At 44.6% G+C, this 21,430-nt stretch carries 23 protein-coding genes; 10 read left to right on the top strand and 13 right to left on the bottom strand.

From position 1 onward, the window contains the following. Positions 1 to 26 precede the first annotated feature (26 nt). The gene (locus NYR53_RS12765; RefSeq protein ID WP_261305518.1) at positions 27 to 806 is read left to right on the top strand and encodes a 3'-5' exonuclease; all 780 of its coding nucleotides are present in this window, start codon (positions 27 to 29) and stop codon (positions 804 to 806) included. A gap of 93 nt (positions 807 to 899) precedes the next feature. On the opposite strand, the gene NYR53_RS12760 is transcribed toward NYR53_RS12765, so the two are convergent. The 3 genes from NYR53_RS12760 to NYR53_RS12750 all read right to left on the bottom strand — a co-directional run bounded on the left by NYR53_RS12760 (position 900) and on the right by NYR53_RS12750 (position 2,751). Beyond that, entirely contained in the window at positions 900 to 1,271 is a 372-nt protein-coding gene (locus tag NYR53_RS12760) for an IDEAL domain-containing protein (RefSeq protein ID WP_261305517.1), read from the bottom strand. A 453-nt stretch (positions 1,272 to 1,724) separates the two neighbouring features. Continuing rightward, positions 1,725 to 1,907 (bottom strand): hypothetical protein, encoded by a 183-nt coding sequence (locus tag NYR53_RS12755; RefSeq protein WP_261305516.1) that lies wholly within the window; start codon positions 1,905 to 1,907, stop codon positions 1,725 to 1,727. A 58-nt stretch (positions 1,908 to 1,965) separates the two neighbouring features. Beyond that, the gene (locus NYR53_RS12750; protein ID WP_261306349.1) at positions 1,966 to 2,751 is read right to left on the bottom strand and encodes an SDR family oxidoreductase; all 786 of its coding nucleotides are present in this window, start codon (positions 2,749 to 2,751) and stop codon (positions 1,966 to 1,968) included. A 54-nt stretch (positions 2,752 to 2,805) separates the two neighbouring features. Between NYR53_RS12750 and NYR53_RS12745 the strand changes: the two genes are divergently transcribed. Then, positions 2,806 to 2,964: a hypothetical protein gene (locus tag NYR53_RS12745; protein WP_261305515.1), complete on the top strand. Its 159-nt coding sequence runs from the start codon at positions 2,806 to 2,808 to the stop codon at positions 2,962 to 2,964. 165 nt (positions 2,965 to 3,129) lie between these two features. On the opposite strand, the gene NYR53_RS12740 is transcribed toward NYR53_RS12745, so the two are convergent. Next, on the bottom strand, positions 3,130 to 3,315 hold the full coding sequence (locus NYR53_RS12740) for a hypothetical protein (protein WP_261305514.1): 186 nt from the start codon (positions 3,313 to 3,315) through the stop codon (positions 3,130 to 3,132). Between the two features lie 149 nt (positions 3,316 to 3,464). Next, complete coding sequence (locus tag NYR53_RS12735; RefSeq protein WP_261305513.1) at positions 3,465 to 4,283, bottom strand: MBL fold metallo-hydrolase; 819 nt, start codon at positions 4,281 to 4,283, stop codon at positions 3,465 to 3,467. A gap of 176 nt (positions 4,284 to 4,459) precedes the next feature. Here NYR53_RS12735 and NYR53_RS12730 point away from each other — a divergent pair, with 176 nt between their 5' ends. Then, positions 4,460 to 5,599 carry a PQQ-dependent sugar dehydrogenase gene (locus NYR53_RS12730; protein WP_367618643.1) on the top strand — a complete coding sequence of 380 codons (1,140 nt, stop codon included), beginning with the start codon at positions 4,460 to 4,462 and terminating at the stop codon, positions 5,597 to 5,599. Between the two features lie 325 nt (positions 5,600 to 5,924). Here NYR53_RS12730 and NYR53_RS12725 read toward each other — a convergent pair whose 3' ends face one another. Continuing rightward, entirely contained in the window at positions 5,925 to 6,314 is a 390-nt protein-coding gene (locus tag NYR53_RS12725) for a ribosomal maturation YjgA family protein (RefSeq protein ID WP_261305511.1), read from the bottom strand. Between the two features lie 107 nt (positions 6,315 to 6,421). Between NYR53_RS12725 and NYR53_RS12720 the strand changes: the two genes are divergently transcribed. Together NYR53_RS12720 and NYR53_RS12715 are read left to right on the top strand one after the other, a co-directional pair. Continuing rightward, positions 6,422 to 7,984: an SWIM zinc finger family protein gene (locus NYR53_RS12720; RefSeq protein WP_261305510.1), complete on the top strand. Its 1,563-nt coding sequence runs from the start codon at positions 6,422 to 6,424 to the stop codon at positions 7,982 to 7,984. Continuing rightward, complete coding sequence (locus tag NYR53_RS12715) at positions 7,981 to 10,911, top strand: DEAD/DEAH box helicase (RefSeq protein ID WP_261305509.1); 2,931 nt, start codon at positions 7,981 to 7,983, stop codon at positions 10,909 to 10,911. Before NYR53_RS12720 ends, NYR53_RS12715 begins: the two co-directional genes overlap by 4 nt. A gap of 207 nt (positions 10,912 to 11,118) precedes the next feature. On the opposite strand, the gene NYR53_RS12710 is transcribed toward NYR53_RS12715, so the two are convergent. Genes NYR53_RS12710 through NYR53_RS12700 form a run of 3 tightly spaced genes read right to left on the bottom strand, consistent with a single transcriptional unit; the run spans position 11,119 to position 12,493 of the window. Further along, complete coding sequence (locus tag NYR53_RS12710; protein WP_261305508.1) at positions 11,119 to 11,676, bottom strand: SRPBCC family protein; 558 nt, start codon at positions 11,674 to 11,676, stop codon at positions 11,119 to 11,121. Between the two features lie 42 nt (positions 11,677 to 11,718). Continuing rightward, entirely contained in the window at positions 11,719 to 12,171 is a 453-nt protein-coding gene (locus tag NYR53_RS12705; protein ID WP_261306348.1) for an SRPBCC domain-containing protein, read from the bottom strand. Then, positions 12,155 to 12,493 (bottom strand): ArsR/SmtB family transcription factor, encoded by a 339-nt coding sequence (locus tag NYR53_RS12700; RefSeq protein WP_063891997.1) that lies wholly within the window; start codon positions 12,491 to 12,493, stop codon positions 12,155 to 12,157. The genes NYR53_RS12705 and NYR53_RS12700 overlap by 17 nt, the downstream gene beginning before the upstream one ends. 147 nt (positions 12,494 to 12,640) lie before the next feature. Between NYR53_RS12700 and NYR53_RS12695 the strand changes: the two genes are divergently transcribed. After that, on the top strand, positions 12,641 to 13,075 hold the full coding sequence (locus NYR53_RS12695; protein WP_261305507.1) for an SRPBCC family protein: 435 nt from the start codon (positions 12,641 to 12,643) through the stop codon (positions 13,073 to 13,075). Positions 13,076 to 13,102: 27 nt separating this feature from the next. Then, positions 13,103 to 13,489, top strand: coding sequence for a TfoX/Sxy family protein (locus NYR53_RS12690; protein ID WP_261305506.1), 387 nt, complete (start codon positions 13,103 to 13,105; stop codon positions 13,487 to 13,489). Positions 13,490 to 13,576: 87 nt separating this feature from the next. Here the strand turns inward: NYR53_RS12690 and NYR53_RS12685 are convergent, their stop codons facing one another. Then, positions 13,577 to 14,605 carry a DUF3231 family protein gene (locus NYR53_RS12685; RefSeq protein WP_261305505.1) on the bottom strand — a complete coding sequence of 343 codons (1,029 nt, stop codon included), beginning with the start codon at positions 14,603 to 14,605 and terminating at the stop codon, positions 13,577 to 13,579. A 121-nt stretch (positions 14,606 to 14,726) separates the two neighbouring features. Further along, complete coding sequence (locus NYR53_RS12680) at positions 14,727 to 16,226, bottom strand: MDR family MFS transporter (RefSeq protein ID WP_261305504.1); 1,500 nt, start codon at positions 16,224 to 16,226, stop codon at positions 14,727 to 14,729. Between the two features lie 140 nt (positions 16,227 to 16,366). Between NYR53_RS12680 and NYR53_RS12675 the strand changes: the two genes are divergently transcribed. Together NYR53_RS12675 and NYR53_RS12670 are read left to right on the top strand one after the other, a co-directional pair. After that, positions 16,367 to 17,020: a TetR/AcrR family transcriptional regulator gene (locus NYR53_RS12675; protein ID WP_261305503.1), complete on the top strand. Its 654-nt coding sequence runs from the start codon at positions 16,367 to 16,369 to the stop codon at positions 17,018 to 17,020. Positions 17,021 to 17,024: 4 nt separating this feature from the next. After that, entirely contained in the window at positions 17,025 to 17,894 is an 870-nt protein-coding gene (locus tag NYR53_RS12670) for an AraC family transcriptional regulator (RefSeq protein WP_261305502.1), read from the top strand. A 65-nt stretch (positions 17,895 to 17,959) separates the two neighbouring features. Here the strand turns inward: NYR53_RS12670 and NYR53_RS12665 are convergent, their stop codons facing one another. Together NYR53_RS12665 and NYR53_RS12660 are read right to left on the bottom strand one after the other, a co-directional pair. Continuing rightward, positions 17,960 to 19,369, bottom strand: a complete 1,410-nt coding sequence (locus NYR53_RS12665; protein ID WP_261305501.1) for a HEAT repeat domain-containing protein — start codon at positions 19,367 to 19,369, stop codon at positions 17,960 to 17,962. Positions 19,370 to 19,499: 130 nt separating this feature from the next. Then, positions 19,500 to 20,387: a sugar phosphate isomerase/epimerase family protein gene (locus NYR53_RS12660; RefSeq protein ID WP_261305500.1), complete on the bottom strand. Its 888-nt coding sequence runs from the start codon at positions 20,385 to 20,387 to the stop codon at positions 19,500 to 19,502. Positions 20,388 to 20,540: 153 nt separating this feature from the next. Here NYR53_RS12660 and NYR53_RS12655 point away from each other — a divergent pair, with 153 nt between their 5' ends. Then, the gene (locus NYR53_RS12655) at positions 20,541 to 21,404 is read left to right on the top strand and encodes a helix-turn-helix transcriptional regulator (RefSeq protein ID WP_261305499.1); all 864 of its coding nucleotides are present in this window, start codon (positions 20,541 to 20,543) and stop codon (positions 21,402 to 21,404) included. Positions 21,405 to 21,430 lie beyond the last annotated feature (26 nt).

Here is a 21,430-nt window from a genome sequence, read left to right as displayed (position 1 = left end):
ACAGAGACGGAAGCGGGGGCTACATCATGGATTACATTATTTTGGACATTGAATTCAACGGTCGCAAGTTTGCGAGTGATTTACCTATGGAGGTTATTGAGATTGGAGCCGTCCGACTAGATTCTTCCCTCCAAGCTATTGATGAGTTTTCATCTTTAGTCAAACCTGTTTATTTTTCCAAATTAAATGGGTTTATCAAGAAAAAAACGGGCATTCCTCAAGAAGATATCGATCAAGCCGACGGCTTTCGTAAAGTCATTACGGATTTCATGGACTGGCTGAATAAAAGTGAAGATCTCCTGCTAGTCACCTGGGGTGGCGAGGATTTGAAACGCATCGTGTTTGATACGCGGATGCATAAGTTGGATGATGCTTATTGGATGGCGGCCAGCTATTTCGATCTGTTGAAAGGCTTTATCCGCTATAAAAATGTGTCGAATGATGTCAGTGTCGAGGCTGCTCTGATCGATCTTAACATTGCTGCTGAAGGCTCTGCCCACAGAGCATTGGACGACGCACGTATGACAGCTGAGGTATTTCGAGCTATTTTTACGGAGTTAGATTTCGAACGTAAACAGCAGTACATCGACGTATACACTAATGCCAAGGAACGAAGGCTGGTTAAGACCGCTATTCGAGCCATGACGGCTCAAAAGGTAACCCCTACGTGGGAACTGCTCGTTGAGCATTATTTCGCTGACAAAGTGACACTTACGGATCCCAGAAAAATCACAGAACTACAGACTCTTTTTGCCGCGGAAGTCACGAAAGAAAAACAAGTCTCAAACAAGACACCTATACAATAAAGCGGAAAACAAGGGAAACATAACTAAAAAGCCAATCCATTAGCTAACATGCAGGACATGTTTCTTGGATTGGCTTTTCTTTTATACGCCCCATTAAAACTGATCAACACCTAAGCGGTTATGATAGTAGGACGGAAATACATCACGCTCGCCGCGTTTCGTGCCATTTTGTTGAATGGCGAATAATTTCGCTGACAACTCATTGAACCATTGCTCATCTCGTGTTGTTAGCGCCACATCGATCAAGCTCTTTACTTGATCTTCTATATCAAACTCACTTACCGGTAATTTCTTAACGTCTTGACTGCTTACTTCCAATATTTTTCCGATGGCAGTTTCACGATCCGATGCAATAACGTGCACCCGAGCAATGCCGTGCAGCATATCTATAGACTCAATATAACCATGCAGCATTTCATCTTCATTTGTAGTTGCCACAACCCAATCACTGATTACAAAGTTCATGATTATCACCGCCATTAGCTAATTTTTTGTAAGGACTTTATACTGTAATTATAAATATTACAGTATGGTTTGTCAAGACCCACAAATCCTTCTTTCGAAGGCCAATGGCCGTGATTGCAAAAGCGAATATAGATGTATCCACCTATCATGCTAACGAATAAATACCTTATAAAAGAAGCATATTAGCTTATACAATTGAAAGGGTGAGAAGCATAGATAAATCAACTAATCACAAAGACACAAAATTTGAATCTACGGCCATTGCTGAGAGTAATTTGAATAATTCAGATGAAGACGGGCCAGATGATACGATTATTAGAAACTCCGAGCCTACTACTCCTGAAACATGTCGAGCAGGTATTGACGATTAATCGTTAAGAAATTAAATAAGCGCATGTTGGTTTCTGGAGATTCCCCAGAGTCAACATACGCTTTTCCCTATTTTATTAGTGATTATTCATCATTTTTCTTGTGTTCTTTTTCTACATCTTCAATTGTATATTTCAATCCTCCACTACGAGCATGATCCAAGACGACATTGACCTCCTTGGATTGTCCGCTTTTCGGATCGAATGAAGTGACCGTTTCTTTTTGCTCATCCATGGTTTCTTTCACCTCCGAATATAGACTGCTCATTTCCTTGAAAAATCATCCGCATCCCTCACCCACCAACTAGTGGTTTTTCAAGCTATCGTTAAAGCAGCGATTCAGCGCCTTCAATGAACAACTCCGTGCCGGTGATATGATTCGAAGCTTCCGAGGCAAGGAATGCTACCAGATTAGCCACCTGCTCTGGTTGTCCTGGCGCGTGTTCCAACGGTTGGCTGCCTTGCGGATATTTGACTGGGATTTTGATTTTCTCGAGCTCCGGTGTGTGCTGCGTATTTTCTCCAATGTTGGTCTTGATTGACCCTGGACAGATAGCGTTGACGCGTATTTTGTAGCGGGCCAGCTCTAATGCGGCCATCTTGGCGAATGCTACTTGTCCCGCCTTAGAAGTGCTGTAGGCCGTCATCCCAAATCCAGAGAAAGAACGGCTGCCGTTAATGGAGCTTGTGATAACGATGCTGCCGCCGTTCTCTTTCATATGCGGAATTGCATGTTTGACGCACAGGAATGTGCCCTTCAGATTGACGGACAGCGTACGATCCCAATCCTCTGGTTTCATATCTTCGATCGGCGCCAAAACCCCGTTGATGCCTGCATTAGCAAAGACGACGTCTAGGCGTCCCCAGGTATTTACCGTCTGTTCGAACGCCTGGGCAACACGGTCCGGATCAGAGACGTCGACATCAACCGTGATCGCCTGACCGCCTGCTGCCACAATTTCCTGCTTCGTCTGTTCTAGCCGTTCGTCCTTCAAATCCACAAGGCATACCTTCATCCCTTGCTGCGCAAGCATCTCGGCGGCAGCCTGACCAATTCCTGATCCCGCTCCGGTAATCAATGCGACCTTATCCTTCAAATCCGGCAGTCCCATGCGCGGTTTTTGGCTCGTTTGCACGCTAATGAGCTATCACCCCTAACCAGCTAAATGCGAATTGAAAAACAATCCATGCTTGGTTTGCCCGATAGGGGTGAAAAATATGTAGAAGTTGAAAAGTGTGCACCTCTTTTAGGGGGGCTTATTGAGATGTTGTATTTTTTACAACAATTGGATCGTTTATTGGGGATATCCCAGCAATTGTTGTAAAAAATGCAACGTTTTCTCCCAAAAAGAGCCTAAGTGGTTGAAACAAGGCTAAATTGTTGTACCACATACAACACCTTCAGCAAAATGAGAAGAAACCTCTGAATATTGTTGTACGAAATACAACATACCCTCACAACTCTATCATCAGATTAAATTTGCCTTAAGTTACTTTGCAAACCAATCGGGGTGGTCGTCCTTCGTTAGGACAGCATCCAATGGAAATATCATTTCGATAAACTCACCCGTATACGCATTTACATAAATACCAACACCATCGATGGACACAGACCATGTTCTGTTGCCTGTAGCAATATTCCAAAAAGTATCTTTATTGACATAGCTGTACTCCATATTGTTTATTTTGAAAGGAGTTCCTTTTTTTACCTTATCCTACTCCTAAGTCCCTACTACCCACTTACTCGCCGTGTTCAAGAATTTTATTCTAGTGATCTTTCTAGGTAACCGTCACTGCATGACGCACATCTCCCGAAAAGAATTGCTTAACTAGAAAATTCCTGTGCAATGATTTTAATGTTTTCTTCGTGGCATTCTTCTGTAAAAGAAGATTTAAAGGCATGCTCATCACCAAGAGCCGCGATAGCACTCTCATCTTTTGCAATGACCGCCTTAATAAGCCGTTCCAGATGATCAGAAGACATGTCCAAACGCCTTTTCATCTCCAAGGTATCGGTGGTAACTTGTCCATGCCCAGGAACTAGCAGTTCAATGCTGTGTTGATCTAAAATACGATATGCCGTATTCAACGTTTCCTTATATGCTTTGGCACTATGATAAATAAACGGCAATTCGAAATCCGATAAATAGTCTCCTGCAATCCAAATACCTAACGGTTCAATGATTGTAAACAATCCATCCGGTGTATGTCCCGGGGATTTATAAAAAGTCAATAATGTATCCCCTAACCTTAGTTCCTCGGCATCTTCCGAAATGACGATATCAAGAACCGGAAATTCAACGGGGTAATTCCGATTGACATAATGTTCCCTATCAAATTCTTCTATCAAAGAAATCTTATAGTCTTTCTTCGGGTGACAGCTTAGTGCGTAACTCCCAATTGTTTTAGCGCCGGGAAATGCTTTGTACCCAATAATGTGATCAAAATCACCATGCGTAAATAACAGGTATAAGTCCCGATCGCCTCTTACCGAATTGACATAGTTTCGTATGTCATCAATTTCATTTGGAAGCCAGTTAGGATCAACAATTAATACCATATCCTTCGTTAGCACAACGGTTGATGTCGTTTGAAATAATGCGCTTTGAAAAACGGTTGTATGTTCATTTTGATATAGAATCATGAGTTGGCTCCCTTATTCGTCTATTTATATGGGTGTAATCCTTTAATGATACCTCTTACCAATATAACATTTTCCAGGTTGCGGTTTATAGTTTCCTTCCACAAAATGGTATAATGAATTTATAAATACAACAGAAATAACGCCTGTTCATCCTAATCATGTAGGAGGAAATGTTAATGAAAAAGTTCTTTGTTTTTCTATTAGCTTTATCGCTTGTGATAACGACTGGCTGTACACCGAACAAGCAGGTTAATGTACCATCCCCAGAGCAGACTTCAACTACACAATTGGATATTCCCTATAAAATAGAAACAGTCGCCGAAGGACTTAACGTCCCTTGGGAGATGGATATCGCAAAGGATGGCCGGATTTTTTTCACAGAAAGACCAGGTACACTGCGTGTGATTGAGAAGGGTCGTCTGAACCCAAAGCCACTAATCACTTTCGAGGCCCCCTTCATCAGCGAAGGCGAGGGAGGACTTTTAGGGCTTGCGCTTGATCCCTCTTTTATGGAAAACCATTATATCTATGTCTATCACACCTATCGCGCGAAGGATCAAGTCAACAATCGAGTGTTGAGGCTTATCGAAAAAAATAACAAAGCGCAGCTGGATAAAGTATTAATTGCCGGATTACCAGGAGCGGAAAACCATAACGGCGGAAGAATTAAAATTGGAGCCGATAAGCTGCTCTATATCACCTCCGGCGATCGGTATGATCCTCCTTTAGCACAGGATCCAACTAGCTTGGGTGGCAAAATATTACGAATTGCCCTAGACGGGTCTATTCCTGCCTCAAATCCTTTTAAGAATTCACCCATCTACAGCATGGGACACCGTAACCCTCAAGGGCTCGCTTGGCATCCAGAAACAGGGCAATTGTACAGCTCCGAGCATGGACAAACTGCACATGATGAGATTAACCTTATTGAGCCTGGTGGCAATTATGGTTGGCCATTAATTGAAGGTGAAACATCCTCGAGTCCAGTAAAAGCTAATCTGAAAACGCCAATCCTCCAAAGCGGAAAAGAAACGTGGGCACCATCAGGTGCAACATTCGTAAGCAAAGGACCTTGGAAAGGCAGCCTCCTAGTGGCAGGATTGCGGGGAGAAAAGCTTTTAAAAGTAAACCTGAAAGGGCCAAAATACGATACAGTCGCGAGCGTGGAACATTTATTTCAAGGGAAATTCGGCAGGCTTCGCAATGTCTATGAAGGACCCGACGGATCGCTATATCTCATGACGAACAACCGTGACGGTCGCGGCAAGCCAAACAAAGGCGATGATAAGCTCATTCGTTTGAAGCCAAACTTTTGACAGTACGACAATAGCGTTGAATTTAATGTGCCTCCTTCTTTGAAAATCACGCATCGTTGTTATATTAAGAACTGCAGAGATCTTCTTCCCATGGATCATGCTTTTAGCATGTGTTCCACTTTCGTGATTACAAAATGCTTTGTTTTCCAATAGGACTGATTATTACGGTCTTATCGCTTGTTGTGAATCCAAATACAGCATTTGAAGCTAAATGGAATAACTTAACCTACATTCCCTTTGCTCTCCTTATTGGAATTGTCTATCCTCTCTTGATCGTACTGATAGGTTGGATGCGACAATCATCCATTCCTGGTAATTCCCATGACTAAATGCGCTTATCGCGATGCAGCCAATACTTGTCTACACAAAAAGCCAGTGTTATCCCTATGACATATCTAAATAAATCAACTGTTACATATCCTTTTCCAAGAATGAGGGCTCCAAGGACCGTATTTCTTATTTCAATTAGCCATTCAGCTTGATATAGCTGACTAAATTCAATAGCAAAGCTAAATACGATACTGATTCCTACTGCCCATGTTAACTTTCTTTTTACGAAAAAAAATCGAAACCCAAAATAAACCATACTTGCCCAGAGCACATCCCCTGCATGTTTAACAATAAAAAGAGGGATTAGGCCGGAGAACCTTCTTGAGCTTAAGCCTAAAACTACGGTAGTTATTACCGCTAATCCATATTTTATCCGAATATTCATATAGAATCATCCTTCCTGTTAAATGGACTCAATTTACATTATCAGCTTCACTATTTATACTAAAAGATGGTTTTGATAATTGAAAGTGGAAAAAAAGGAGCTATTCGATGAGTTCTCCCATTTTAAACGATGACCAATGGTTGAAGCTGCTGGAGTACGTAGCCGAAGCTTTTAATGACGTTACCCTTAGTCGAGGGTTTACTTACTTTAAACAACAACGGGTAGCTTCCCTGAGCATATCTGAGACTCGAGTCGTTCAGGCAAGAGTGGCAGAGGAAGAATCAGGAGAATATCGAGTCATTCTGAACTTAGACAAGCCCGGCTCCAGTCAATGTAGTTGTCCAGTACCAGCCGCTTGCAAGCATATGGCAGCAGTCTGGATGGAGCTTGGGGATCGTCTGGGTTACCCCGCTTCCCAAATTATGAATGCCAAAATGCATCTCAAGCGGGTTACGTCAACTACCTCCTTGGAGTCTACGCTCCTACAATTGCCCAAAATGGATGTATCCGGCTGGCATAAGTTTCTGAACCAATTTACGTCCCTCATTAAGGCGACATATGATCTAGGAAATTACGTAGACATGCTGAGGCAGCACTTACTGAACATCAAGAAGATCACTATTCCTTTTTCTGATATGGATCAGATTTTTTTTGACATGCATCAGGAATTATTTATCCTTAGAAAACTAAAAGAGCAGAATGCACAAAATGGCGTAAGTTACTACACATCTTCCACCCTTTACCGGGTTTACGATGAGATTCATACTTGGCTGAAGCAAAAATCGCCCCTCCTTGACTTCTCGGTTTCTGGAGAGCGCCTTGAGCAGACGTTAAGTTATATCAGACAGCAAATGGCTGAAGAATCAGGTCATAGTTATCAAGATTATGGCGTCTATACCGTGCTTTGGAAACACTGGGTTGCCCCAGATCCCAAGGCAAGTCATTATATAACTAAGGAAATTGAAGCTCTTGAGACGATTGATTTGGATAGCCAATCACCTTCTCTCTCTGCCGCAAAGGCTTTCTTGTACTTGCAGCAATCCAGGAGTAAAGAAGCCTGGAGGGCTTTAAAAGAGAATGATAGTTTCAAAGAGGCCCCTGCCAAACTATTCATTCCGTTCCTAGACCATCTATATAACACCCAGAACTGGGAAGATTTAGTGAATTGGTTGCGCAGATCAGCTTCTTTTTTTAATAAGAAACGGACCAAAGAGCTTGATGTTTACGCTGATTTTTGGACAAAAGCCATCGTGCATCTCCCTCAAGCGGAAGAGTACATGTGGAGCGTTCTAGAAGAGCTCTTGCCTTATTCGTTCCGGATTATTGAGGACATGTTATACGAACAAAGAAAATGGAAGCCTTGGTTAGAAATGCAGATCCTACAGGGCCATGACCCTCTCTACCATCGCGTCAATGTCCTGCAGCCAATTGAAAAGGATACACCAAAGCTCCTCCTACCCTATTATCATCAAGCAATAGATTACTATGTCAGTCTAAAAAACCGGCATGATTACAAATTAGCGGTAAGGCTCCTCAAGCGGCTCGATAAAGTGTACAAAAAAATGAAACAAACGGAGCGATGGGAACATTTCTTTTCTGGTTTCGTGGAACGGCACAGCAGGCTGAGGGCGCTGCAGGAGGAACTTCGGAAAGGAAAGCTACTCGGATGAGCACTAAATTGCATGATATGACATTGAACGTCACCTTAACGGACAGTGGAGACGCCTTACTCTGGGGGCTGCAGGACGGACGCGATGTGCCCGGAGATAAATTTCGTAAGCTGCTGTTTGCGTGGCACGAGCCATCTTACTACGGCACCATTCTGGACCAACTGTTAGCGGGGGAGTTGACACTAACGGTACTACCTGTCGAGATGGTACTCCCCTTCTTCGCAGAACCCTACTTCATGGACGTCCTCCGATGGGAAGGGGGAAACGAAACCACGAAGGGATTGCTGGAAGTGGCACCGGTTCTATACCGGGAAGCTAAAGCAGGTCATTACGTACCCAGTTACAGCGCATTCCGGGATGGGAATCTGGCTTGGACTTGGGATGTTGAGGCGGAGTCTTTGAAGGAATTGGATTGGAAAGTGCTAAAAAGCTTAGATGGCTTAGGTGAGGGAATGTCCGGCTTGCGCGCAGCCTTCTCCGCCGTGGTTTCGGCTGAACACTATCCCAATGAAGCTGCCCTTGCTGATCTTCGACGAGACTATCCAGCCCTTTTCCGAGCACAGAAATCGGCATCTGCCTCTGCAGATGCTTTCACGGACGAAGAATGGCTTGCATCTCTGGGCTGGAGACCTGACACCGCTCCCTTCCGCCCTGCCCTGCAGCTGTTGGAACCGGATGAGAACGATGACACTTGGCGTCTCCGCTTGGTACTTCAAGATAAAAATGAAGGATCTGTGTTGACGCCAATTCGCCTTTATGCGGATGGACGTGCTTCAGGCACATGGGCGAGTGATTGGAGCCCTTATATCCTGGAGCGTTCTCTTGGCTGGGCTACAAGATTAACTGAAGCATTGCCTAGGCGGAATATCGGCGGCGAGCTATTTGCTGAGCCATTAAGCGACGAAGCGGCATGGACGTTTCTGACAACGGACAGCCGCCTTTTGTTGGAAGATGGCTGGAACGTCATGCTCCCTGGTTGGTGGGAGGCTGCCTCGAAACGGAAGCCTCGGCTGCGTGCAAAGGTTTCCTCGGAAGCTGGTGGCAGAGGCGAGTCGCTGTTCGGACTGAACTCTCTGGTCAACTTCGATTGGCGAATTGCCATAGGCAATACTGAACTGAGCGAAGCTGAATTCGCCAGTCTGCTTAGCCGCAATGAACGGCTTATCCGCTTCCGTGGTCAATGGGTGTACTTAGACCCTGCCCTGCTGGAGCAAATCAAGAGACTCATGGAAAGCGTGAATCCAGAAGAAGGACTGTCCCTGCAGGATATCTTTCAGCTTCACCTGTTAAGTGAATCGGAAAAGGAAAAACACCAGAAGGAAACTCTTACAGCGGAGGAAGAAGCGGATCATGAAGAACGGCTGAAGCTGGAAGTTGAGCTGAATACCCACCTCTTGGCGCTGCTGCGTCAGCTTGGAGAGCCTTCGGAATTGAAAGAAATCGCTGTGCCAGAGGGATTGCGCGCTGAGCTTCGCGGGTATCAACGCGAAGGCTTCACATGGCTGAGCTTTCTTAGGAAGTTTGGGCTTGGTGCCTGCTTGGCCGATGATATGGGGCTTGGTAAAACCATACAATTCATTACCTATTTACTGCATCATAAAGCAGAATCGGAGCACCCTGCCCTGCTTATCTGCCCCACCTCCGTGCTTGGCAACTGGCAGAAGGAGCTAGTCCGCTTTGCTCCGGATTTAAAGGTTTTTCTTCATTATGGGAAGGGACGTCTAAGTGGTGAGGCACTTTCTGCGGTTTTGAAAGAAACGGACGTCGTACTGACTTCATATACGACAGCGCTAATGGATCAAGAGACACTGCAGGAGACCACGTGGAGTTCCCTTTGCTTGGATGAAGCTCAGAATATCAAGAATGCCCACAATAAACAATCCGCAGCGATCCGTACGCTTAAAGCTAAGCACCGGATTGCACTGACAGGAACACCTATTGAAAATCGACTGTCCGAACTGTGGTCGATCTACGATTTTCTTATTCCGGGTTACCTCGGAAACCAACGCGAGTTTCAGCATCGATTTGCGAATCCGATCGAGAAGCACCACGACGAGGAGCGAACTGCACAGCTGCAGAAGCTCGTCAAGCCTTTCATGCTGCGCCGCAAAAAGAAAGATCCTGCGATCCAGCTCGATTTGCCTGATAAGCTTGAAATGAAAGTATATATCAATCTAACAGCTGAGCAAGGAGCACTCTATGAACGATCCGTCAAGGATCTCATGGAACGTATGCAGAAGCTGGAAGGCATGGAGCGCAAAGGAGCAATCCTAGCGGCCTTAACGCAGCTTAAGCAGTTATGCGACCACCCTGTACTGCTCACGAAGGAAGATATTCTTTCGGAGGAATCTCATCTTTCCGAGGAGAGCCGCGAAGCCTTCGTGATGCGATCCGCGAAGCTTGAGCGGCTGGTTGCCATGGTCGGTGAGCTTCGGGACGAAGGCGACTCCTGCCTGATTTTCACCCAGTATGTAGGCATGGGAAAAATATTGGCAGACGTGCTGCGGGCACAGCGCAATGAACCGGTATTGTATCTGAACGGAAGCACGCCTAAGCTAGAGCGCGATAAGATGATTGATACGTTCCAAGCCGCAGATGGTACTGGGCCGGGTATCTTCGTTCTATCGCTAAAAGCTGGCGGAGTCGGACTCAATTTGACCGCAGCGAACCATGTGTTCCACTTCGACCGTTGGTGGAACCCTGCCGTAGAGAATCAAGCTACGGATCGTGCCTTTCGGATGGGACAGACGCGCAATGTACAAGTTCACAAGTTCATCTCCCTCGGGACCTTGGAGGAACGAATCGACGAGATGCTCGAGAGTAAGATGAGTCTGAGCGAGAACGTAATCTCCACTTCTGAAGGCTGGATTACGGAACTCTCAAATGATGAATTGAGAGATTTGTTTGCACTTCGTAAGGAGTGGTGATTAAAGAAAGATAGCCTTCTCAGGACGCAACATGGCGCCCGAATTCACTGGTAAGAGGAACGTCGATTCGCTAATTCAATGTTTAAGCAAGAAACCTACACCGTTTATTAAATAAGGGCTAAGCTTCGCATCCCACCTTCACTCAAAAATCTTATAGACAAATAAAAACCGGTACTCGTTCCAAATGAACGAATACCGGTTTTTAAATTACGCTAGATACTTCTTAAGCGGTTCCCAATAGTTCGTATGCCAGCCTGGAGCCAAGTGAGCTTCCTGACCTTCAGGAAAGCCTGTATGGCTAAAGACTAGGCGAGTTCCCTCGCCTTGCTCTTCCAATTCGAACTTCACAAGGGAATATACGCCTTCTTCCCAATTCGCGACACGCCATGCTTGAACGATTCGCTTGTTTGGCTCCAGCTCAATATTTTTCCCTACAATCATCCCACCGAAGCAGGAAAAAGAACCGCCAGCCTCCGGAGTTATTTCTGTAGGAGCTCCTCCTGAGACTTTGCTAAACTGCGCAGCATCAGTCAGTGCTTCATAAATGCGGTTCGGGCTTGCTGCGAACACAACCTCCTGATGAATGGCTGAAGAATCGCCTAATTGCTTGTCTTTTCCCATCAACCATTGTGCAAGCTGCTCTACTGACATGCTTTTCAACATATCGGCATGATCGTGAATGGCATGATGCCACATCTTTGCCTCTACTTCGTACCGATTTTCCTCTTCTACTTTGAACCCACAATCGCAAGATAAAGTCGTCATTGTCTTCCATCTCCCCATAAGCTTCTTAATGAAACGTAATTTTTAATGCATAGCCTTAACAGACCACGGATCTATACCAGGATCTCCGCCCTCAGCCAACGTTTGGAGGCGAGTTGTATAGTGCATCCAACCCTCTGTGTGGGCGGCGACTTCTTCGAGCGGCAAATCGTAGTGAGTTAATAGCAGAACAGTTCCTTTATCTTTCGCTGTGAATTTAAATTCGAGCGTGCTTGAACCAGGTGGAACCACCTTGGACTTCTCCCAGCCCCACGACATAACGATTTTCTCGTTAGGAATAATCTCTTTATACTCCCCCATCGCAATATCCGATCCATTCACATCAATCCGATATTTCCCTCCGATACTTGGCTCGAGCAGAATATGCCTGCCCATCCAACGAACCATCTTCTCAGGGTCTGTAAAAAAGGAGAATAAAATCTCCGGACGGCAATCGATAAACATCTCTTTCCTAATCGTATCACTGGTCTGATTCATTTGATTCACGGTTACGCTGTCTCCTCTCTTCTTCTTCTGCGGCTTCCTTCAATAGCAGTAGACTATCATCCCAGAAACGGTCAATGTACGCTTTCAGATCAGCAAAACCTTCCCTCCTCATTCGATAATACCGCTTGGTTCCCTCTCTCCGAACCACTAGTAGTCCGGATTCCTCAAGAACCTTAAGATGTTGTGATACTGCTGGTGCCGAAATGTCAAAATGGGACGCGATGGAGCTAGATGTAAGCTCTCCATCACGTACGAGATATAAGATATCTCTGCGTCTTGGCTCTACGATGGCTTGGATCACTTTTTCGATCATGACGTTAATTTAGCATACACTTAATTAAGTGTCAACTTAACTTATAAAACTATTTAAGTTGACACTTACATAAGTGATTGCTAAAATACGAGTGTCAACCATGACTTTTATTGACGAATTACGATAAGAAATAAGGAGATTATAGATATGGGAATTGATGTTTCGGCCAAGTTGGTGATTGCTCAAAGCCGCAAAGAGGTTGCTCGGTATGCGATGGAGCCCACCAACGATCCCAATTGGACCAAAGGCATTAAAGAGGCTGAACTCCTCACTGAACGCCCTATTGGCTTGGGAACTCAGGTAAGACGAATGGCCAAATTTCTGGGTAAGGAAATTCACTATGTACTTAAAGTAGTTGACTATGTACCCGAGAAGTTGATGGTGATGCAATCAATTAAAGGTCCGTTTCCGATGAAAGTCACCTATCAATTTGATGATGCAAAGGAAGGAACATTGGCACAAATACGTGTTGAAGGTACCTCAGAAGGTTTCTATAAGTTAACAGATCTTATTATGTCTCCCCAGGTCAGAAGTAGCATTCGAGGTGACTTGAAACGACTTAAGACGATTATGGAAGTTTAACATACACATCGAAAGGGAGTTTTCTATATGTCCATGCCTCGTCCTGATGAGGAGATGAAACAATTTTTCGCAGCTGTTATGCCCAGCAATCCTCATATTCATATTCGTCCCGTGTTCGGCAATCTGGCCGGTTTTATTAATGGCAACATGTTCGTAGGACTTTATGGACAGCAAATCTTCATCCGCCTGCCGGAAGAGGAGCGTTCTCGTCTTGTCGAACAAGAAGGTGCCTCGTTATTTTCTCCCATGCCAGGCAAACCGATGAAGGAATATGTTACCTTACCGGAGCAGTGGCGGGAAACACCTGATACTGTTACAGCGTGGATCGAGCAGTCCTTACAATGGGTCGCAGCAATGCCGGAGAAAACACCTGCGAAGAAAAAACCAAGCACGAAAAAGAGTAAAGACGTATAGTTGTACTAACCTGACATACCAAAGACCATCCAGTACAATGGATGGTTTTTTTATTGGCATATCCCAAAGTTGATCAAACTATACGGTTTATAAGGATAGTAGAGCATTACGTTCGACCGCACCGGGCATCTTTTCCATCCAATTATTCTTTATCGCGAGTTCTGCTCCATCGTCTGCATAGGTACCAATTTCACTTGTAAGCCGCAAGTATACCGTTGTCAAATCCCTCCTCATGCTTGCTGAAATAGCTGCTCCATAGTTCCCAATTCCTACTGCTGAAAGAAAGATCGTATGGTAGAGCATTAGCTTATCGGAAAATGGAGACTCCTTAGAATTTGAAACTTCTGTTTCCCAAGTCGCAGGTGCCGGCATCTGGTCATCACGTAATAAAGCACTGAATATTTCGACATGCTTCGTGGAAATATCTCTGCCGCGCACGATATATTCAATGACTTCTTTGTTTTTAGCAACTTGAGAAAAACCTATCATCAATGCTTTACCTATACTGTTTTTCATAATATTCAAATAAATGTTTGAGATTTCTGCTGCATTTAAGGGTCTACGATCGCCCAGCAGTCCATTTAACCAACTTTCTTTGTGTACATACTCAACTGAATCCGGATACGGTATGAAAGGGCTCCTTGTGAGTATTCCTTTTGATTGCAATAAAGCCGTAGCTTTCTCTAGCAACTCAGCTGCAGTCTTCTGATTTTGAATAAAGAATGCACGTATATCCTGTCTTGAACTGCTTGCTAATGCCATAGCATAAGAAACTGTGCCGGCAATACCCATATGTCTTAGATAGAGTAACATAAAGCCATCTGAAAATAATCTTGGGGCATTTAAGTTGACATCCTTCTCTGTAAAGGCAAGAGGGATAGGGAACTTTTCGTCATTAAATAACTTCGCACTAAATTCCATATGTTCTATTGTTAAACCAAGAGCAAATTCAATGACTGGTTTTACTTCAACATCCTCAACTGTATGTAAGAAATGTTGAAGCACGCCTTTGACCATGCTGTCACTTAAATAACCTGCCCATAAAGGCGCAATATCACCAGAAGTTAGTTGAATATGATGCGAATCCTTTTCCAGTTTCCTTTCATCTTGACTCATCACTAATACCCCCTAAAATGAAGTTTTGCGCTATTATTTAGAATTCCATAATTACCAGCTTCTATGTACACAAAAAAAGCCTACCGATTATTCGGTAAGCTTCCTGTATGATTGTTCTAATCTAGTGCAATCCTTCTAACGCGACTTCTTGTTTCACAACCTCATTAGGCTGTGTCTTGTCACGGCGAAGGAACAAGCCTAAAAATATCCCACAGATCGCAATAATGAGCATTACGTGGAAAGTCTGACCGAACGCTTCGGGTGCTACAGCAAGCATAGCCTTTTGCTTATCAGCAGGACTGTTTATTAGAATGTTCTTAGCAGTAATGGACGAATTTACGTGCGAAGAGAGAATGGTCACCAAGGTAGCAACTGCGAATGAGTTGATAACCTGCTGCATCGCACTAGTTAAAGAAGTAACTCGACTCACTAAATCATGCGGAGCTTTCTTAATTAGATGTGAATTAAGCGGCATCATCATAAGCCCCATACCCGAACCAGCCATAATCAACGGTAAAATTAAGTCATGCCCCTCTGTCGTTAGACTGACATGCGAATATTGAAAGATCGCACCGGAAACAAGACTGAGCCCAACGACTACCAACCAGCGTACACCGATTTTATCAAATAAGTAACCGCCAATCGGCATCATGACTGCCGAAGCTAACGCTTGCGGGAACAGCGTCATCCCTGTGTCGAAAGCACCGTACCCGCGGGCTTGCTGAAGAAATTGCGGAAGCAGGAAAATCGCCCCGAACAAACAGAATTGCAGTACCCACTGTACGAAAATACCGAAGGAAAAATCAATAGATCGGAATACTCTCAACTCGAGCAGAGGGAGTTTGGATTTAAGTTCAACTATGATAAAGGCGATCAATGCGACAGCTCCCATTATGATGCCCCACAGCGTTTTATCGGAAGTCCAGCTCTCAGCACCTTGTGTGATCCCATACGATAAGGATGCAAAAGCAACGGGCCCTAGAATCATACCTGGTAAATCAAATCCAGCTACCTTCTTACGTGCGACAGCCGGCAGCTTCCATATTCCAAAGACAAGGCTGAAAATACCGACGGGAAGATTAATTAAGAAAATCCAATGCCAGGAATGGTACTCAACCAGCCATCCGGAAACGATAGGCCCAATTGCAGGCGCGAGCAAAATGGGTACACCCAGCATCCCCATCACTTGACCGATTTTGTTCGGTGGACTTAGCCGGAATACGTATGCCATTGATACAGGCATGACGAATCCTCCACCTAAACCTTGAAGGATACGGAAAACAATCAACCACTCCGCGTTGTTAGGTGTAGCACATAAAACCGATGCTACAGTGAAAAGAACAACAGAGGTGAGGAATACGTTCTTCGCCCCAAATCGATCGGATAGCCATCCCGCTAGTGGAATGACGGCCGCGGTCGCCAGCATATAGCCCGTTACGGTCCATTGAATCGTAGGTAAATCTGTTTTAAAATCGATGACCAGCTTCGACAATGCCACATTCATCGCAGTCGTGTCGAGGATAACCATAAATATCCCCGAAATGATGGCGATGAGAGGTACCAGAATACTCGAAATCTTAAACTCTGGTTCCGCTGCGCCAGATGTTATTGGTTGACTCATGCCCATGTTCCTCCTTCACAATATCTATTCCATCGTGGTACAATAGTTACGGACAATTGTCCGCAACATCATATTACGGACAATTGTCCGTAATGTCAATTATTTCTTTTGTTAAGATTGTTCTTATAGGAGGACCATGTATGAAACATCCAGATACCAATGAGAATTCATTATATAGCCAAGATATCAAAGCCATTCCACCTTGCGGTCGACGTGAAGAACGTGATTCGGAGTATCGCCAGCGAATTCTTACATCTGCTAGAAGCCTGTTCGAAACCAATCAAATTGAATCCGTTACCATGCACCAGATTGCCAAAGAATCGGGTGTCGGACAAGGTACTCTATACCGCCGTTACGCCCATATTGGCGAGGTTTGCAGCGATCTGCTTCGTTCAACAACAGCCCAGTTTCTTGCTTCTCTTGAAGAGGGTCTCGCGGATCCCGGTCCCGGGGTAACAGCCATGAACCAATTGTCGGACACGATCGTTCGAATTATTGATTTTGTGGACGAGAAAGCCTCCTTGCTTTCTATCATCAACACCACGTATACCGAAAAACGAAGCTTTTATTTTCACAAAAAACCTATTTACATCCGACTTCACAGCATTGTCGTTCCTTTAATCACTCGTGCCGTTCAACAAGGGGAGATTGAGCAGATTGATGTCAATTTGACGGTTAACACCATACTTGCCTCTTTAACACCAGAACAATACTTGTATCATAGAGAAATTCTGGGCTATAGCAAGCAGCAATTTGTTGAGGGCATTTGCCGACTCTTCGTGAAAGGAATATGAGCTCATGAGAATAGATATGAATCCTAGCCAGCTCACCTTCTGGAAGAAATATATAGCGAAAGCGAAGCTTGATTTATCCTATGCGGCTTACACCAAGGTATCGAGATTGTGGAGAGATGAGAACGCTTCTTGTTCGTTTAATCGCTTGTATTTTATTATCGAAGGAGAAGGTTTTGTCAAAATTGGGGATCAGACCTATTATCCGAAACCAGGTGAACTTTATTTGCTCCCAGCGGGGAGTGATCAAGCTTATGGAACCATAAGTGATCACACTTTCGGGAAATACTGGTGTCACTTCACGGCCAAAATCGGGGATTTGGATCTGTTTCAGATTTTGCAAACATCCGCTTACATTACGATTAAAGATCCGGAAGCTTTTCAAAAAAAATTCGAACAACTGATAGAATATACTAAAAGTGAAGGATTAACTGCCGGTTTTAGAGTCAATGCGATTATAAGTGAATTCATTGCCGATTTCATTGAACAAAGTGAAACAGGCAAGCTTAATCTGGCTTCTACCCCTACTTTTGAGAAAATGAATAGTGTACTGACCTATATGGAACAGCATATTGCTGACAACGTATCCGTAGATACATTATCCCAAATAGCACATTATCACCCTAACTATTTTATTAATGCCTTTAAACAATTTACGGGCTATTCACCGATTCAATATATGAACCATTTGCGTTCGGAAAAAGCCAAGGATTTACTCATGATGACGGAATTAAATGTTTCGCAAATCGCCGATTCGCTGGGTATGGAATTATCGTATTTCTCCCGCATGTTCCGAGAACAAACCGGTTTTACACCGACTTCTTTCCGCGATTTGAAACCGAAAATGACCGATTACAACGAAACCATGATGAAATGAAATATGGAAACAGCGCAAAGAGGGCAAAAGTTAATTTGCCCTCTTTCTCATGCTATCTTGCACGTTTACGGGTAGAATGCGTTTTTCTTTGTCGTTGTCGGGCACCAGCGTGAATTAAGCAGAAACTTAATGAGTGTATTCTTAGCGCGTTCCGTACCGATATAATGCAGAGATTCCGCAGCATGCGCACGAACATATCTGTTCTCATCATCCAATGCGATTTCCAACTGCGGAACAGCTGCTTCCGCCTGAGAGCCTAATCGTGACAAGGATAAACTTGCCATGAAGCGAACTTGCGCGTTCTCATCTTGTAAGCATTTACCTAAACTTGACACGATGTCATCCAGCGGTGTGTTCATGAATCCAAGTGCATCCACTACGGCGCAGCGGACACGATCAGCTGGATGATCGAGCAGCTTGATGAAGGTAGGAACGGCTCCTGCCGCTAACTCTCTTAATTCACCAAGAGCAAAGACCGCATGCGAAACGATTTCAATATTCTCATGATCCAGAGCTGCAACTAGCCCGTTAACGGCAGCGCTTCCTGCAACGGATAATCCATAAGCGGAAATTCGCGATACTTGGCTGTTCTCGCTTTTTAATCCTTCGAGCAAAGCATCCACACCCTGCTGCCCTCTTCGTGCCAGATCATAGGCCGCATTGATGGCTAGCGGTTCAAAACCATCCAACTTAGCAGCTAACTCTTTAATCTGATCCGGATCTGATGCAGCTGTTCCTGCCAGACTGCCAACTTTTCCAGACAGCCAGTTCCAAGTTTCTTCCCACATCAAATCATGCTCAGCTATTGGCAAATGTAAGTTGGCTGGCTTCCTCCATGCTGCCTCTTGATTATTCCAACTAGGTGCTTGCGGAAGCTCAGTACGCATGAATTCAAATTTCAGCATGTAGCGCGGCTGTCCTAATACATTAGGCGTGGAACGATGCCAGATATCATAATGGATCAGTGCAAAGGTACCCGCCTCGCCGCTTGCTAAAACTTCCCCTTCTTGTTCACTCGATTCAAAAGTCCGAGTCTGGTAATTTTGCGTGCCCGGCATAACTCCTGTTGGTCCTAATTCCACTGGCGTATCCTGCGGGAAATACATAATCATGGCCCAATTGGGGTGATGATTGCGCATTCTATCGTAGCCCCAATAACTGTCCTTATGCCAGCCTCCAGCCGTCGCTGAAGCATTGAAATGCCCATGTCTATGTGCGTGCATCATATAGTTCTGCCCTAATACGCTTGTTAAAGCACCTGTCACAACAGGGTGATCGAATACTTTTTGCAGTTCACGAATGCGGGGCAGTAAATTATTGCCAGGGTTCCCCTCTTCCGCATAAACCGTGTTTAATTGTTCTAAAAGATTACTGTGAAACTCGTTGGAAAAATCGGTTTTGAGTATTAAACATCCGTTTGTAATAAATTCTCTCATTTGCTCATCTGTCAATAATAAAGGTGTATTTTCCTGCATGGCCGTTAGCCTCCTTGGCTTTGAATGAATGCGGTAACAATGACCTTATTATAAGAAAGATGTCTCTCACTAAAAATAGACGATCTTAATCAGAGCTAGCACAAAACTAAGATGAACTGAAATCGATTCATTAAACAGGGTTTGGAATGTAATCTCCGCCACGGCAGCGTTTTAAATAGTTCAAAGCATGCACCTGACCCGTCATCTCGAGCTCATCACGATAGACGGGATCATGCCAGCCTTCAATGTCGATTGTACCTAGGTAGCCTGCCTGACGCAGAATCGTAATGATATCGGACCAATTCGTGTCCCCAAAGCCAGGTGTACGGTGCCAAACGAACTCTTGGCTCCCATGAACCCCATATTCCCGAATAATATCCCACGCAATTGTCGCATCTTTGCCGTGGACGTGGAACACTTTATCGACCCATTTACGTAACTGCGGAATCGGATCAATCAGACTGACCATCTGATGACAGGGCTCCCACTCCAGGCCAAGGTTATCAGCCGGTACGGCATCAAACATCAGATTCCAGGCAGTTGGGTTATGGGCAATGTTCCAATCCCCTGTCTTCCACGTTCCGCCCATATCACAATTCTCGAAAGCAAGTCGCACACCGCGATCAGCGGCTCTGCGAGAAAGCTCACCAAACACTTCCTTGAATTTCGGTATTGACTCATCAATTGGACAATCCGGAATACGGCCGGTGAAACCGTTTACGATATCGGTACCAAAGAGATGTGCATGATCAATAAGCCGCTCCCAGCTAGCGAGTGTATCCTTATTATCTCCTGTTCCCGTGAGTGGATTTCCGAATATACCTATCGTAGATATGATGGCGTCATGCTCCGCAACAATGTCGGCTACCCGCTTTGCCGTTTCTTTGAGATCGATATTCCCCGTTGTTTGCCAAAAGCTTAAGCTGTAGGATTCAAATCCGTGCTTGGCAATTTGGGGGATGATGCGAACAGCGTCACCGCCACCAACTATAGTACCCACTCTAAGCTTCTTATTCATGATTGTTTATCACTCCTATATTGTTATAAAATAAATGAATATGATCATTATAACTAGGATTATTGGCAATTTCTCTATCCTATCTTGCTCCAAATAGGTCTTATCTTGTTACTTAGGAAAGTGAGGCAGCTCATGACGTACCCTCAAGATTTAATGGAAAAGACACCACCCTGGGACAGCAGCTATCCCATCCGTTTTTACCGAAACCGACCTCGGACGACCGCTAAAGACGATAACATTCTGTATCTTCATTGGCATGAACATTTCGAAATCATTGATATGCAGGTTGGCAAAGCGATATTTCATATAGATAGCCGTCCTTATGAGGCCAACGCTGGCGACCTGCTATTCGTGCCCGCCGGAGCTTTGCATGTTGGCTATAACGCAGCGGATGAAGCCATGGAGTATGTCGCTGTCGTTTTTAATGCTTCCTTGCTGCGATTGGTGCATCCAGATCCCGTGCATGAACGGTATATCCTCCCTTTTCTAGACGGACGAGTTCCAATGCCTGCCCAATTGTTTGCTGAGGATGAAAGTACTGCTCCTTATCGACGACTCATTCGTGAATCTACAGCTGAATTCGAGAATCAAAATGCCGCTTACGAGCTCGTCATCAAACATAACTTCCAGCTGCTTTTCGCTCTATTATCTAGGCAATTTTTACCAGAAAAGTTCAAAGATAAACCAGCTCCTGCCCGGCATTCGGAATCTTTCAAGCCGTTAATCCAGCATATCGAATCCCATATTGCCGAGCCTTTGTCGGTTGAGCAGGCCGCGCAAATGGTGAATCTAAACCCGTACCATTTTTGCAAAACATTCAAGAAGCTAACAGGGCGTACCTTCGTAGATTATATGAACTGGCTGCGAATCAACGAAGCTGATCGTTTACTTCGTGATAGCGAATGGACCGTAACCGAAATCGCCGAACGAATTGGCTGTGGCAACGCTAACTATTTTACGAAGCTATACAAGAAATATAAGAGTTTCCCGCCTTCTGACGTTCGTCGAAGACGGTAGTCCGCTATGGAGATAGTGCCGTTAAA

The organism is Paenibacillus andongensis, from assembly GCF_025369935.1.
In the GTDB taxonomy this organism is placed as follows: Bacteria; Bacillota; Bacilli; order Paenibacillales; family NBRC-103111; genus Paenibacillus_E; species Paenibacillus_E andongensis.
This window is presented reverse-complemented; position numbering and strand designations above follow the sequence as displayed.

Coding starts and splice junctions, on each gene's coding strand:
- NYR53_RS12765 (WP_261305518.1), top strand. CDS start 27: ATGGATTACATTATTTTGGACATTGAATTCAACGGTCGCAAGTTTGCG.
- NYR53_RS12760 (WP_261305517.1), bottom strand. CDS start 1,271: ATGAACTTTGTAATCAGTGATTGGGTTGTGGCAACTACAAATGAAGAT.
- NYR53_RS12755 (WP_261305516.1), bottom strand. CDS start 1,907: ATGAGCAGTCTATATTCGGAGGTGAAAGAAACCATGGATGAGCAAAAA.
- NYR53_RS12750 (WP_261306349.1), bottom strand. CDS start 2,751: ATGGGACTGCCGGATTTGAAGGATAAGGTCGCATTGATTACCGGAGCG.
- NYR53_RS12745 (WP_261305515.1), top strand. CDS start 2,806: ATGCGAATTGAAAAACAATCCATGCTTGGTTTGCCCGATAGGGGTGAA.
- NYR53_RS12740 (WP_261305514.1), bottom strand. CDS start 3,315: ATGGAGTACAGCTATGTCAATAAAGATACTTTTTGGAATATTGCTACA.
- NYR53_RS12735 (WP_261305513.1), bottom strand. CDS start 4,283: ATGATTCTATATCAAAATGAACATACAACCGTTTTTCAAAGCGCATTA.
- NYR53_RS12730 (WP_367618643.1), top strand. CDS start 4,460: ATGAAAAAGTTCTTTGTTTTTCTATTAGCTTTATCGCTTGTGATAACG.
- NYR53_RS12725 (WP_261305511.1), bottom strand. CDS start 6,314: ATGAATATTCGGATAAAATATGGATTAGCGGTAATAACTACCGTAGTT.
- NYR53_RS12720 (WP_261305510.1), top strand. CDS start 6,422: ATGAGTTCTCCCATTTTAAACGATGACCAATGGTTGAAGCTGCTGGAG.
- NYR53_RS12715 (WP_261305509.1), top strand. CDS start 7,981: ATGAGCACTAAATTGCATGATATGACATTGAACGTCACCTTAACGGAC.
- NYR53_RS12710 (WP_261305508.1), bottom strand. CDS start 11,676: ATGACGACTTTATCTTGCGATTGTGGGTTCAAAGTAGAAGAGGAAAAT.
- NYR53_RS12705 (WP_261306348.1), bottom strand. CDS start 12,171: ATGAATCAGACCAGTGATACGATTAGGAAAGAGATGTTTATCGATTGC.
- NYR53_RS12700 (WP_063891997.1), bottom strand. CDS start 12,493: ATGATCGAAAAAGTGATCCAAGCCATCGTAGAGCCAAGACGCAGAGAT.
- NYR53_RS12695 (WP_261305507.1), top strand. CDS start 12,641: ATGGGAATTGATGTTTCGGCCAAGTTGGTGATTGCTCAAAGCCGCAAA.
- NYR53_RS12690 (WP_261305506.1), top strand. CDS start 13,103: ATGTCCATGCCTCGTCCTGATGAGGAGATGAAACAATTTTTCGCAGCT.
- NYR53_RS12685 (WP_261305505.1), bottom strand. CDS start 14,605: ATGAGTCAAGATGAAAGGAAACTGGAAAAGGATTCGCATCATATTCAA.
- NYR53_RS12680 (WP_261305504.1), bottom strand. CDS start 16,226: ATGAGTCAACCAATAACATCTGGCGCAGCGGAACCAGAGTTTAAGATT.
- NYR53_RS12675 (WP_261305503.1), top strand. CDS start 16,367: ATGAAACATCCAGATACCAATGAGAATTCATTATATAGCCAAGATATC.
- NYR53_RS12670 (WP_261305502.1), top strand. CDS start 17,025: ATGAGAATAGATATGAATCCTAGCCAGCTCACCTTCTGGAAGAAATAT.
- NYR53_RS12665 (WP_261305501.1), bottom strand. CDS start 19,369: ATGCAGGAAAATACACCTTTATTATTGACAGATGAGCAAATGAGAGAA.
- NYR53_RS12660 (WP_261305500.1), bottom strand. CDS start 20,387: ATGAATAAGAAGCTTAGAGTGGGTACTATAGTTGGTGGCGGTGACGCT.
- NYR53_RS12655 (WP_261305499.1), top strand. CDS start 20,541: ATGGAAAAGACACCACCCTGGGACAGCAGCTATCCCATCCGTTTTTAC.